The sequence below is a fragment of the Paenibacillus sp. FSL R5-0341 genome, from assembly GCF_037975235.1.
Classification (GTDB): Bacteria; Bacillota; Bacilli; order Paenibacillales; family Paenibacillaceae; genus Paenibacillus; species Paenibacillus amylolyticus_A.
In genome coordinates this window covers 3,389,450-3,402,007 of the sequence record NZ_CP150241.1, presented here as the reverse complement: position 1 = coordinate 3,402,007, position 12,558 = coordinate 3,389,450, and the positions used below count along the sequence as shown (strand labels likewise).

11 protein-coding genes are annotated in these 12,558 nt (G+C 41.3%); 5 read left to right on the top strand and 6 right to left on the bottom strand.

Annotated features, from left to right (window positions below):
* Positions 1-27 precede the first annotated feature (27 nt).
* The 3 genes from MKX75_RS15210 to MKX75_RS15200 are packed head-to-tail and all read left to right on the top strand — an operon-like array spanning position 28 to position 3,753.
* Entirely contained in the window at positions 28-1,554 is a 1,527-nt protein-coding gene (locus MKX75_RS15210; protein WP_339165882.1) for a spore germination protein, read from the top strand.
* On the top strand, positions 1,547-2,635 hold the full coding sequence (locus MKX75_RS15205; RefSeq protein ID WP_076333939.1) for an endospore germination permease: 1,089 nt from the start codon (positions 1,547-1,549) through the stop codon (positions 2,633-2,635). Before MKX75_RS15210 ends, MKX75_RS15205 begins: the two co-directional genes overlap by 8 nt.
* The gene (locus MKX75_RS15200) at positions 2,632-3,753 is read left to right on the top strand and encodes a Ger(x)C family spore germination protein (protein WP_339165881.1); all 1,122 of its coding nucleotides are present in this window, start codon (positions 2,632-2,634) and stop codon (positions 3,751-3,753) included. Before MKX75_RS15205 ends, MKX75_RS15200 begins: the two co-directional genes overlap by 4 nt.
* 163 nt (positions 3,754-3,916) lie before the next feature.
* Here MKX75_RS15200 and cls read toward each other — a convergent pair whose 3' ends face one another.
* Complete coding sequence (cls, locus tag MKX75_RS15195) at positions 3,917-5,356, bottom strand: cardiolipin synthase (protein WP_339165880.1); 1,440 nt, start codon at positions 5,354-5,356, stop codon at positions 3,917-3,919.
* A 195-nt stretch (positions 5,357-5,551) separates the two neighbouring features.
* Positions 5,552-6,031, bottom strand: coding sequence for a GyrI-like domain-containing protein (locus MKX75_RS15190; protein WP_339165879.1), 480 nt, complete (start codon positions 6,029-6,031; stop codon positions 5,552-5,554).
* Between the two features lie 106 nt (positions 6,032-6,137).
* On the opposite strand from MKX75_RS15190, the gene MKX75_RS15185 reads away from it, so the two are divergent.
* Positions 6,138-7,100, top strand: coding sequence for an HTH domain-containing protein (locus tag MKX75_RS15185; protein ID WP_339165878.1), 963 nt, complete (start codon positions 6,138-6,140; stop codon positions 7,098-7,100).
* Between the two features lie 84 nt (positions 7,101-7,184).
* Here the strand turns inward: MKX75_RS15185 and MKX75_RS15180 are convergent, their stop codons facing one another.
* From MKX75_RS15180 to MKX75_RS15170, 3 genes are all read right to left on the bottom strand, one after another.
* Entirely contained in the window at positions 7,185-8,414 is a 1,230-nt protein-coding gene (locus MKX75_RS15180) for a multidrug effflux MFS transporter (protein WP_076333944.1), read from the bottom strand.
* A gap of 170 nt (positions 8,415-8,584) precedes the next feature.
* A complete protein-coding gene (locus MKX75_RS15175; protein ID WP_339165877.1) occupies positions 8,585-9,217 on the bottom strand; it encodes a nitroreductase family protein in 633 nt (210 codons plus the stop codon).
* Positions 9,218-9,259: 42 nt separating this feature from the next.
* The gene (locus MKX75_RS15170) at positions 9,260-9,853 is read right to left on the bottom strand and encodes a TetR/AcrR family transcriptional regulator (protein ID WP_339165876.1); all 594 of its coding nucleotides are present in this window, start codon (positions 9,851-9,853) and stop codon (positions 9,260-9,262) included.
* A 127-nt stretch (positions 9,854-9,980) separates the two neighbouring features.
* On the opposite strand from MKX75_RS15170, the gene MKX75_RS15165 reads away from it, so the two are divergent.
* Positions 9,981-11,162 (top strand): MFS transporter, encoded by a 1,182-nt coding sequence (locus tag MKX75_RS15165; RefSeq protein ID WP_339165875.1) that lies wholly within the window; start codon positions 9,981-9,983, stop codon positions 11,160-11,162.
* Between the two features lie 145 nt (positions 11,163-11,307).
* On the opposite strand, the gene MKX75_RS15160 is transcribed toward MKX75_RS15165, so the two are convergent.
* The gene (locus tag MKX75_RS15160; RefSeq protein WP_145148016.1) at positions 11,308-12,528 is read right to left on the bottom strand and encodes a macrolide family glycosyltransferase; all 1,221 of its coding nucleotides are present in this window, start codon (positions 12,526-12,528) and stop codon (positions 11,308-11,310) included.
* Positions 12,529-12,558: the final 30 nt, after the last annotated feature.

Here is a 12,558-nt window from a genome sequence, read left to right as displayed (position 1 = left end):
AAAAGTTTCTAATTGAATTGTGAATTATTGAATAATCGTCTTGATTTTGCACAAAATAATCCAAGTCGCATTTTGAAACGAGGTGGATCAATGGCCCCAACCAATCATGCATGCTCTGAATTAAAAATGAATATTTCTTATGTGGAGCAGTCCCTTTATCATACTGACGATTTGAAACAACATTCGCTCTTATTCAATGGTGTGCAGAGTGTGCTTCTCTATATCGATTCACTTGTAGATCAGGAAATCATTCAAACACATGTCATAACAGCTCTAAAGGATCAGACTCATTCGGAAATCTATCCATCGTTCACCACTTTAGAAAGTCAAAAAGATACTGATCTGCAAAACGGAATAGACTCACTCATTCAAGGGAAATGTCTTTACATACTTGACGGGAACCCGGAGTTTTACATTCTTTCAACCGAGAAAATGTATGTCCGCAACACAACCGAACCAGAAAACGAAGGTGTTATTCGAGGACCGCACAATGGATTCATAGAGCAACTTTCCGTTAATTTGAATCTAATCCGTAGACAAATTATCAGTCCGTCCTTAATCGTTCGATATTTTAACGTTGGCGAGAAGACACATACCAAAATTGCAGTTGTATACCTCCAGGATGTGACCAATCCAGCGTTGGTAGAAGAGGTAAAAGAGCGAATCTCATCCATATCTTCTGATATGGTGCTGGCTCCAGGGTTTATTGAAGAGTTTATTGAGGATAATCCCTTTTCTCTGTTCCCTCAGCAGCTTAGTACAGAACGACCTGACCGGGTTATTGCCAATCTGATGGAGGGACGCGTTGCCATACTTGCCGAAGGCAGCCCGTCAGCTCTTATTGCGCCAGTTACGTTTTTTGCATTTTACCAAAGTCCGGATGATTATCATGGTCGCTGGATCGTCAGTTCTTTTTTACGCTTAATTCGTATGATGAGCTTCGTCATTGCATTTACATTACCTGCCGTTTATATTGCAACCATCTCCTTTCACTCCGCGATTTTACCGTTGGAGCTGGCACATACAATTAAGAAATCACTGCAAAGTATCCCCTTTCCTGCCCTGGTAGAGGCCATGTTGCTTGAACTGATCTTTGAAGTATTAAGAGAAGCCGGGGTCCGACTTCCCAGCCGCGTGGGCCAGACGATCGGCATCGTCGGCGGTTTGGTTATCGGAGATGCGATCGTTCGTGCTGGGCTTGTATCCTATACGATGATTATTGTGGTATCACTGACCGCCATCTCGTCGTTCTTGGTACCTTCGCATGAGATGAGTTCAGCAGTGCGTATTCTCCGCTTTCCGATGATGATTGGAGCGGCGCTTTTTGGATATATAGGCATCGCATTTGGTCTGGTGATTCTAACCATTCACCTCTGTAAGCTGGAGAACTTCGGATCGCCTTATTTTGCTCCAGTCGCCCCTTTCCGATTAAAGGACATGAAGGATGTATGGATTCGATTTCCTATCTGGGCGCTTCGCGAGCGTCCTCATGATGCCCGGCCGCAGCGGCTGAATCAGCAGAAGTTCTCGAGGAGTTGGAAAAAACGTGAATAAGGAAACGACAATCACTCGGGGACAATTGTTCTTACTCATTATGAAATTTGAAATCGGTGTAGATATTTTGTCCCTCCCTTACCGGATACACCTTCTGTCCAAGGGCGGCGGGTGGATCTCTGTTTTTCTAGGAGGATTCCTGATTCAACTTATCATCCTGCTGTGCTGGCTTTTGATGCGAAGATTCCCGAGTTCATCAATATATCAAATTGTAACGCTGATCACGGGTAAATGGATTGGGAAGATACTGATTATTGCCTATGTCGGATATTTCCTGTTGATGGGCACTTCTGTCCTGGTAAACGCCTACGGTGTAATTAACCGCTGGATGCTGCAGGATACTCCACGCTGGGCTATTTTAGCCCTCTTTTTGTTCAGCAGCATCTATTTGGTTCGTCAAAAATTGCGAATTATTGCCCGGGTGCTTGTGCTCATCTCCTTTTTGGTCTTGCCCATGATGGTATTGATCAGTTACGGAATCAAGGAAATCAATCTGTTATATCTTTTGCCTATGACCGAAGCAGGTTGGCCTAATATTATTAGTGGTTCAACCGAAACATTAATGGCGATGTTCGGATTCGAATTTTTTCTCGTTGTGTTTCCTATGGTTGAAGGTAGCAGCGGTGGCAAACTTAAGTCTGTTGCTTTAGCAAGCGCTGTTGTCGTTTTGTTGTATGCATTTACCGTGTTCATTTGTTCAACGGCTTTCAGTCCTCAGCAACTTGACTTAATGCCTGAACCTGTCATTTATCTGCTCCGCTCTATCCCACTCGGGACAATGGATCGGGCCGATTTTCTGTTCCTGCCCATCTGGTTAATTTCAATTTTCGGGGCCATTTGTGGCTACTATTACACAGCATCCTACGGTATAAGTTACCTGTTCAAACAAAAACATCATAAAAAGGCCGTGCCTTATGTCGTTATTGCTTCTTGCGTAATTGCCTATCTGCCACAACAGAAGGAAAACCTTGAGTTAATTAGTACGATTGCCAACAGATCGGCTTACTTTTTTCTGATGATCTTGCCTCTATTGCTCCTGCTCCTGTCTTATATATTGAAACGAAAAGAGAAGATGATATGAGTAAACAAGGAATGGCTCTTGGCATGCTGATCCTGCTCATGTTGATGACGGGATGCTGGGATCAGGATAGTCTAAAAGATGCAAGACTGGCTAATGCTTCAGCATATGACATCACCTCAGAGGGTGACATTAAACAAACGCTTGAAATTGTCGATGATTTTGAAAGTGAACAAGGGAGTAGCGTTAATGAAGTCCATTCAGGTGCCGGGAGATCGGTTCGTCAAAGCACAGATAGAATCCGGGCTAAAGTGACGGGAGATATTCGTTTTTTCAAATATGGGATGATCTTATACGGCAACAAACTCGCACAGAATGACATTTATCCTTACTTGGATGTCTTATATCGGGAACCCGATTACCCGACCTCGCATGTGAAAATTGCGATTGTGGATGGTGATGCCGGAGATTTGTTACACCAGAAAAGAGTCGGCAGCATACTAATTGGTGAGTTTATTACGAAAAAAATTAAGAGTCTGGAGGAATTATGCATTTTTCCTGAAATGACGTTAGAGACCCTTCTCCCTCCCATGCTGGATCCCGGACAGGATTTTACGCTACCTTACCTCTATAAGGACGGAGAAGAAATTGATGCTCGGGGAATCGCCCTGTTTCATGGGCAAAGGTTCAGTGGGAGTCTCAATACCGAACAGGCTCCGCTATACATTATTATGAGTGGTAAATGGAATAAAGCGGCGCGTTTTGTCAAAAAGATTCATCCAGGGCCTTCCAACAATCCACGGAACTATGTCACTTACGAAGCGAATACCGAACAGATTAAGCGCAAACTCGCTGTAAAAGTGGCTGATGACAGTCAGATTGATGTAAATCTTCATATTGAACTTCCTGTAACTATTGTTGAGTATGCAATGAACCATCTGCAGGAAAAGGAGACGATTAACCGTCTGAATCGTAAGCTATCCGATGACATGACTCATAACGCAGAACAAATTATCAAGACACTTCAGCAAAGTGGTTGTGATTCCTTCGGGATTGGCAGACATTTAATTGCCCATTACCCAGACTTGTGGAAAAGCCTAGATTGGAATAAACAATATGGCCAAGTTCGTTTTCATCCGGAAGTAAAGGTTAAAATAGTCGGCAGCGGTGTTTTAAATTAATTACATGCTGTCGTGTAATTGGAAAAGCTCTCTTCCATTTGGAAGAGAGCTTTTAACTGTTGACTTAAAAAGAAGGATTTGATAATACTTTAGTCGTTAAGAAGCACTTCAGTGAAAAGTTTTATCGTGCCTGGTTGAGTATAACATCGGCAGTGAAGCTGAGCTATAAAATAGGTGAAAGAAGACGTGATATTCCTTCTTTAAACTTGATAATAAGGGACCTATTTTTATAACGATCAGAAGTAAGCTCTGAACTTAACTGGCTATCTTGATGAAACAATTCTTGAAGTTGTTTCGCAACTCCCTCATCATATACAATTGCATTCACTTCAAAATTCAACCTAAAGCTCCGGGAATCAATATTCATCGTGCCTACTGAAGCGACTTCTTCGTCAACTACAATGGTCTTTGCGTGTAAAAAACCATTGTCATATAACAGAATCTTCGCGCCATAGTCCAATAATTCACCAACATACGCCCAAGTTGCCCAATATACAAACGGGTGATCGGGCTTATTGGGAATCATAATGCGCAGATCCACCCCGGATAGGAGAGCGATTTTACATGCATCCATAAACGTGCTGTCAGGAATAAAGTAAGGTGTTTGAATATACACACTCTTTTTAGCATTTACTATAAGCTTAATGTACATATTCTTCAGGTGTTCTACCTGTGAGTTAGGACCACTAGACACAATCTGAACTGGACTTGAACCGCCAAGCTTGACTGTGTTGAAGGAGAATTGTTCGTAACTTACTTGACCGGATTTGCTGGCGTGTTTCCAATCCAAAATAAACCTACCTTGAATATGATTGACGGCATCTCCGTGCATTTTAAAATGTGTATCACGCCAGTATCCAAACTTTTTATCCATGCCTAGATACTCATTTCCCAGATTAAATCCGCCGATATAAGCAATCTCTCCATCAATGATACAAAGTTTGCGATGATTTCGATTGTTCATGCGGAAATTTAAAGGCCTAATCAGTGATGGGAAAAAGACCTCTACTTCTCCACCGGCAGAGATCAGTTCTCTGAAAAATTTCAGTGAAAGTTTCTTTGAACCAATTTCGTCATAGAGAACTCGCACTTTTACGCCTTCTTTAGCTTTTATGGTTAATTCATCTCGTAATTTCTTCCCTAAGGAATCCGGTTGTATAATGTAATATTGGATGTTAATCTCTTTCTTGGCATGCTTGATATCAGCAAATAAAGAATCAAATTTCTCTTGTCCATCATCGAAGATGAATATCTCATTGTCATTGGTTAGGATTGCATTGGATGAAGTGAGATTCAATTGAATCAGATCAGCATATTTCATGAGCAGGGGGTTGCTTTCCTTACGTTGCTCCTTCAATGTCACTATTTGGTTCTCGACAATTAACTTGAGTGAACTTCTCTCTTCAGCTGAAAGTCCGTAAAAATTTTTCTTTTTGAGGTTACGGCCCAGAAAGAGATAAACGATAAAACCTAAAATAGGAATGAAGTAAAAAATCATGAGCCAGGCCCAGGTATAACCGATGTCTCTCCTTTCAAAAAACAAAAATACCGCTGAGAGTAATATGTTCATAATCATAACGAGCGAAAGTATCAGCGTGACCATACTGCTATATCTCCTGCCTTCCATTGACTTTATGTATATAAAAATCCTCGAATGAAGCCGTCATCACAAAGATTATGATAACATACTTGAGGAAAACTAAATCTATTAAATGATAATCACTAGACATCGAACTAAAAAAGAATCCACTTCCTATAAAAGAAGGGATTCTTTCGCATTTGAATATTTATGCTTCAGTTAGTTCTTTACAACAGGAATCCACATTTCACCATATACTAAGCCGTTCTTCTCTCCCATTTCAACCGTTGTGTTTGGGCCACCAACATAGGCATAATCCTTTTCTGTCGGTAGAGCTTGACCAAAGGCAATGCCAGTAAGCATATTACTAAGCGCATCAGCCGTCTCTGCTTCGCCCTTCACAACCAGGTATTCTCCCTTAGGAAATTGGATCACTCTCGTTGCTTCTGGCAGAGATTCTTCTGTCATGACACCAGCATAATGCATCATCTTGTTATTGACTGCTTCGTTTACAGCAAAAATGTACTCGTTTGTTGCTAGGGACTTTAATGTGTCCAGGCTTCCATTCTCTTTCACGGTGGACCAAAAATCAGCCTTCTCCTTGCTTATGCCAGCATAGTCTGTGTAGTCGCTCTTAAGCTCCGTTCCAATTCCTAGCACGATAAAGCTGTCTTTTTCTTCGAAATGATAATTACTCATGGTTTACACCATCCTCTTTTAAATGATCAATTGATTTGTGTTTTCACTTGATGGGTTTATAATAACCTTAAATCATGTCAGAATATGATACTGTTTAGGGGGCCCCATGAAAAAAGTTGAACGCATTAATATCATCACGCGGTATATCAATAACCGTGCCCACTTTACCATTTCTGAAATTATGCAAGAATTTAACATTTCTCGTTCAACGGCTATTCGAGATATCAGAGAAATTGAAGCCATGGGAATGCCACTTGTCGCTGAAGTTGGGCGGGATGGGGGATATTTTGTGATGAACAACTCCCTCCTGCCCACCGTCCGATTTACCGATAATGAAATCAAAGCGCTATTTATTGCCTTTATGGCAACAAGAAATCAACAGCTTCCTTATCTGAAGAGTCGTCAATCTTTAGCTGAAAAATTATTGGGCCTCATCTCCGAAAATCAGCAGGATGACCTTGTGCATTTGAATCAAATATTGCTTTTTGAAGGGACCAATCCTCATAATCCAGACTTGCTTGATCTCTCAGACCTGCCCCATCCTACCTTGGAAAAACTCATCCAAATTCTTCTCTTAGAAAATGATTTGTTAGTTACTGTCCAAGAAGAGAAGGAAACAAAGTCCTATCCCATTGTTCTGTTGCACCTTCATCATCAAAAAGGCCATTGGATTATTGAAGGTTTTGACTTAGAGGAAGAAAAGAGACGAATCGTATCTGTCGACAACATCACTCATGTAGAAGTATACCCGACGAAAAAAAGGTTGAGTCCTAAAAAGATTATAGAGCAACTAAGTACACAGGAAGAAGTTATCAATCTTGTGCTGGAACTTGGTCCAAAGGCGATTGCTCAATTCAAAAGATACCATCCTTTAAAGTTTTCAATTGCTTATACGAATCCGTACCAAACTACAGCCCTCTTAAAGACATATATGAATGTTCATAATTCAGAAGAATTAACCGAAATCACTAATTGGTTGCTGTTCCTAGGTGAAGATATTAAGGTTAAGGAGATTCCGGAAGAAGTCCTGAATGCTGTACAAGAGAGATTAAACTTATTCTGCCCTTAAACCAAAAAAAGCCGCTAAGATAGCGACTTGTAATGGGGTCATATTCATGTCTCCGACCAATGCTTGGCGAGCTGTTCCTTCTATTTAAAAGTCAGCATTAGATTGGGCATGATTAGGTGTATGCTGCGTGACGTTTTTAACGAGTAGGAAATAAGTAACAATCGCAATGATACTGGTCATTAATAAAGTGAGTCCTAACGGGACGGCAGTGTCCTCACCGGCGATACCGACCAGAGGAGCAACCAGTGCACCCAGAAGAAAAGGAACGACTCCGAGCAGTGCTGCTGCACTTCCGGCCATCTTAGCTTGACTCTCCATGGCAAGTGGGAATGCCGCTGTAGACGTAATCCCGATCGAGCAGACGAAGAAGAACAATGGAATGACCAAAGCGAAAAGTGGACCATGAACCAGAGTTACCACCAAAGCAGCAACACTTGCAATTATAGCAAGCCATAGCCCAGATAATAGCAGGGTCTGCTCAGGGATACGTTTGGCCAATCGCCCCACGATTTGAGATCCGATGATCAAGCTGATTCCGTTCGAAGCAAACAGAATAGCAAAAACAGTGGGTGTGACGCCATATATATTTTGGTAAATAAATGGTGTTCCGGCCACATAAGCAAAGACCCCTGCCGTCATAATTCCCTGTGCCAGCATGTAGCCTACAAACTTACGGTCACGCAGAAGCATTCTGTAATTACCCAATTGTTGTTTGAAGTCTGGAACCATACGTTTTTCTACGGGGTGTGTTTCTTTTAAGCTCCACTTTGTCATAATTAATAAGAAAATCCCCAAGAATGAAAGGCAGATAAACACGCCAATCCATGTCGTGAATGAAAGAACCCCACTTCCTGCAATCGGTGCTGCCAAAGGGCCCAAATTCCCTACAAGCAAAAGCAAAGAGAAAAATTTAGTGAGTTCATGTCCACTGTACAGATCTCTAGCTATCGCACGGGAAATGACAATTCCAGCTGAAGCCGCAAATCCTTGCGTGAAACGAAACAAAATCAATAGTCCGATATTCGGAGCAAAAGCACATGCCAAGGAACAAATAATATAAGCTGCCATGCAGATCAACAATGGTCTACGTCTACCGTACGCGTCACTCAAAGGACCCATAACAAGTTGTCCTACACCTAGTCCTAATAAACAAGCAGTAAGACTAAATTGTACAAGTGATGCCGTTGTATTCATATTTTGAGCAATCTCCGGAAATGCCGGTAAATACATATCAATCGTAAATGGACCTAATGTAGAAAATAAACCAAGTAGTATGGCCAGTCCAAAAACACTCCAATTCGTGCTCTTCGTCATGTTAAATAAATCCCCAATTCTTTATATAATTTTCAAGCCTATTCGGAGTATAAGACATAGAGTTGACTGTAGGTCAAGTCTTGAGACTATTAAAACCAAAAAAAGCCGCTACAATAGCGACTTTCATGGGTACTATAGTCGAGGCATTTTTTTTCGTAGTAAAAATTCTGTTATTTCCACTCTGTAATTTGGCCGATCGGAAGACGAACAGGCGGGCGCGCATCTGAAGCTCCCTTGCCGATTGAAATGAGCAGTATTGGAACATATCGCTCTGGATCTAGTCCCAACACTGCTGCAATCTTCTCTTTGTTAAAGCCTGACATTGGATTTGTTGCATAACCATGAGCATGTGCCGTAAGCATAAACTGCATAGAGACAAGTCCGCCATCCAGCAACACAGACTCTTTTTTCTGATCAATCGAAAATTGATTATACATAGGTACAACCATAGCCAGCATCTTATCTTTAATTTCCTGCGTTATATAGCCAAGATCAGCGGTTTCCTTATAAATTTCTTCTGCGCTGTCAACAAAATTCAGATCACCAAAGACGGCGATAACCGCTGACGAAGTATTAATTTGTGAAAAGTTGAAAGGCGCAATTTCGAGCAGGTCTTCCTTACCTTGGTCACTTTCAATAACAACAAATCGCCAAGGCTGTAAATTGAATGCTGACGGTGCCAAAGCAGCATCTTCGAGCATTTCAATAATTTCTTCCCGACTAATTTTAAAATGTGGATCGTATTTCTTTATCGTACGACGGCCATGTAAAACCTCACTAAAATCTTTTGTTAATGCAGTCATTCTTGTATTCCTTCTTCCCGTAGTCTGTTTAAGCTATGCAAATCATTGCTTATTAACAGCAAGTAGCTGATCAATGATCCCGTTCAAAGCATTTTTTCTCTCCAGATATTCTTGTTCATTCCAGGTAAACACACCGCGATCAAGCCAAAATGCAGCACCTACCAAAAGAAACTCCGCTTTAAGCTCAGGTTGTTGAGCAAGAAACTCTCCCTCTTCTGCCCCCTGCTGAACGATTTTTTTGATATAGGGAATCAATCCATTAATTTCGATAACAATCCATTTTTGATGCAAAGTACTGTTACTTTCCTTATGAAGATATTCAAATACATCCTCATCATGTTCGTCAGGGGTTGCATCCATAAAAATACGAATGAGTTTTTCTCGCGCGTTGAGCTCGCTATTTTCAACTAAATGATGTATTGCTTCCAAACGAGATGCTAGTGTTCGTTCACAAGCAGCATGAAGTACATCTTCTTTGGATTGAAAATAATTGTAGAAAGTTCCTTGTGAAACACCAACTTTTCTTACGATTTCACTGACGGATGTATCTTCGTAGCCCTTCGAGTTGAATAATTCCATAGCCACAGTCAGTATTTCATTTTTTCGTTCCTGGGGATTCTTGCTTACACGTGTCATTGTCAGATCTCCTTTGTCACTCCTTTATATTAGTTTAAATGTACAACTTGACTAACTGTCAGTCAATGTTATAAGCTCAATATACAATAATGACTGACAGTCAGTCAATATAATTTGGAGGTGTTTTATGAACAAACGACGATTGCTCTTCATCTTGGGCATTTCTGCCGCTATTGTCTCTCTTGCTCAAAGCCTGTACATTCCTTTGCTACCTGATCTGCAACAAGATCTAAATACGTCATTACATTTAGTTAATTTAACAGTTACTTTATTCACTGTGGCCATGGCAACCATGCAGATCATACTTGGCCCCATTGTTGATCGTAATGGACGTAAGAAAATCCTAGTCCCGGGTATAATTATTTATGTAATTGCTACTATAGGATGTATGTTTTCAGGTTCAATAGAAATGCTCCTCATTTTTCGAGTCATTCAAGGAATAGGTGCATCATCTGTTCCATTAGTAGCTGCTACAATGATTGGAGATGTTTTTGAGGGTAAAGAGCGTGCCGAAAGCATGGCTACATATCAGATGATTCTTGGAATTTCACCAGCAGTTGGTCCGCTCATCGGTGGCATTATCGGTAGTCAATTCGGTTACACAGGTACGTTTGGTTTTGCAGCAGTCAGTGCTCTTCTGATCCTGATCGCAGCCATATTTATGTTACCTGAGACAAAACCAGTCAACATAAAACCAGCGGGAACAAGACTAGGTTTAAAAGCATTTGGGAAAATTCTAGGAAACAAAATCGGCGTTGTAGTTCTTTTGAGTGGTTTCATCATGTATGATGTCTTTTACACATTCATCGTATTTTTACCTACAATATTACAAACGAAGTATGCTTTAGGCGCCGCAAGCATTGGTTTTTTCTCCCTTGCCCTCATGATATTCAATCTTGTTGGAAGTAAAATAAGTGGAAGTTTACAAACCAGAATAGGGTCAGTTCAAACACTCTTCTGGGCCGGTATAATGACCATTTTGAGTCTTGTGATTTTTATTTTTGCTGCAGATTATTCTCTAATTGCTTTGCTTCTCTCTCTGATGCTTACTGGATTCGTGATGGGACTTGCAACACCTGTGATGCCAACCCTCTTGTCCTCAGAATTTGTTGAAGAGCGTGCTACTGCAATGGGTGTCTATAACTTTGTTCGTTATCTTGGTATGGCTACAGCTCCACTAATAGGAAGTTTTTTGTATCCTTTAGGTAATATCCAACTTTTGATCGGGATAACAGCTCTTCTGGTTGTAATGGTCGTATTCGCAACAAACCGTTTACTACCAATTAAAAAGTCAGAGGTGACAAACTAGACTCACTGATCATGGATCACAGACATCATCTACTTCGTATAACTTGGTTATCAGTTCACAGAAGATTAATCAACGTTAAAAAATAGACGACCCTGGATTAACAGGATCGTCTATTTTTAATGCCTAAATGAAGCTGGCTGCTATATCAAAATTCATAAAGTTCTACTCCTGAACCCATAAGATTCATGATCAATTCAGCAGCTCGCTTGTAACCGCCAGCCTGGCGTAAAGATTCACCGATGAGGTAAGCCTGCCGTTTATATTGCGAATTGTGTAGTACTTCTGTTAATGCCTCTCTCAAATTAGTTGCACTGAGGTTATGTTTATTTAAAGTAATCCCCGCGCCCAACTCCTGTACCCGATTGGCGACAAGAGGCTGATCCGATGTTAATGGAATCATTACCATCGGAACGTTGTAATATAAAGCCTCACTCGTGCTGTTCATTCCAGCATGTGTAATAAAAACATCTGTATGCTGCAGCATGTCCAACTGGGCAATGTATGGCTTGACGATAAAGTTAGGAGGAATTTGTTCCGCCAGCGGCTCCATATCCGTGTATTTTCCTGAAGATAGAACAACATTTACGGGTAGATCCCCTAATGCTTCAAAGCAAAGCTGATAGAAATCCAAGTTTTTATTTAAGATCGTACCCATAGCAATGTACACGGTTTGTGGGTACTGTTCACGAAGCAGCTCGAACGAGAAGGCAGGAGCATCTTGACGTGTTATGATCGAAGGACCCGTGAAAATAAAACGATCATCCAGCTTTTCTGCCTGCGGCTGAAAATAACGGCTGGTGTACACGAGCTTTAACTGACCTGCATGGGCCGGAATCTCTTCCATGGCTGGAATACTCACTTGAAACTCTTCGGCTAACTCCGTTGTTATCTTCATCGTAGCCTCATAAAGCTCCTTTGTCTCCGTCTCATTCAGACCTGAGTTAGATCCCAGAGGCTCCACAAAAGCAAAGGACGCAATCGAGCACACCGCAGGAATTCCCAGTTTTTCTGCAAGAATAGTCCCTCCCCATCCCATCAGGGAATCAAAGATCATATAATCGAACTTTTGATCCTCTACCACCTGCAGCACATTGGGGATGATCCTCCGGATAATACTTACCATCATATAGGTGAACTGATAAGAATGCTTATACTCCTGGGGTTTCAACACCGGATCATGAGAGAAGGCATCTTGTGGAAATGGATAGGTAAGTATCTGGGCACCGGTTTGTTCAATTCGGGAACGGTACTCCTCCGTGCACACATAGATGACTTCCTCACCATTGTCTATCAATTGAGTAACTAATCCTAACGATGGATTCACATGTCCTTCAGCCGGAGTAATGACTACTAATACACGTGCCATCTTACCCACCTCCCAATGCAATTAGTCCCC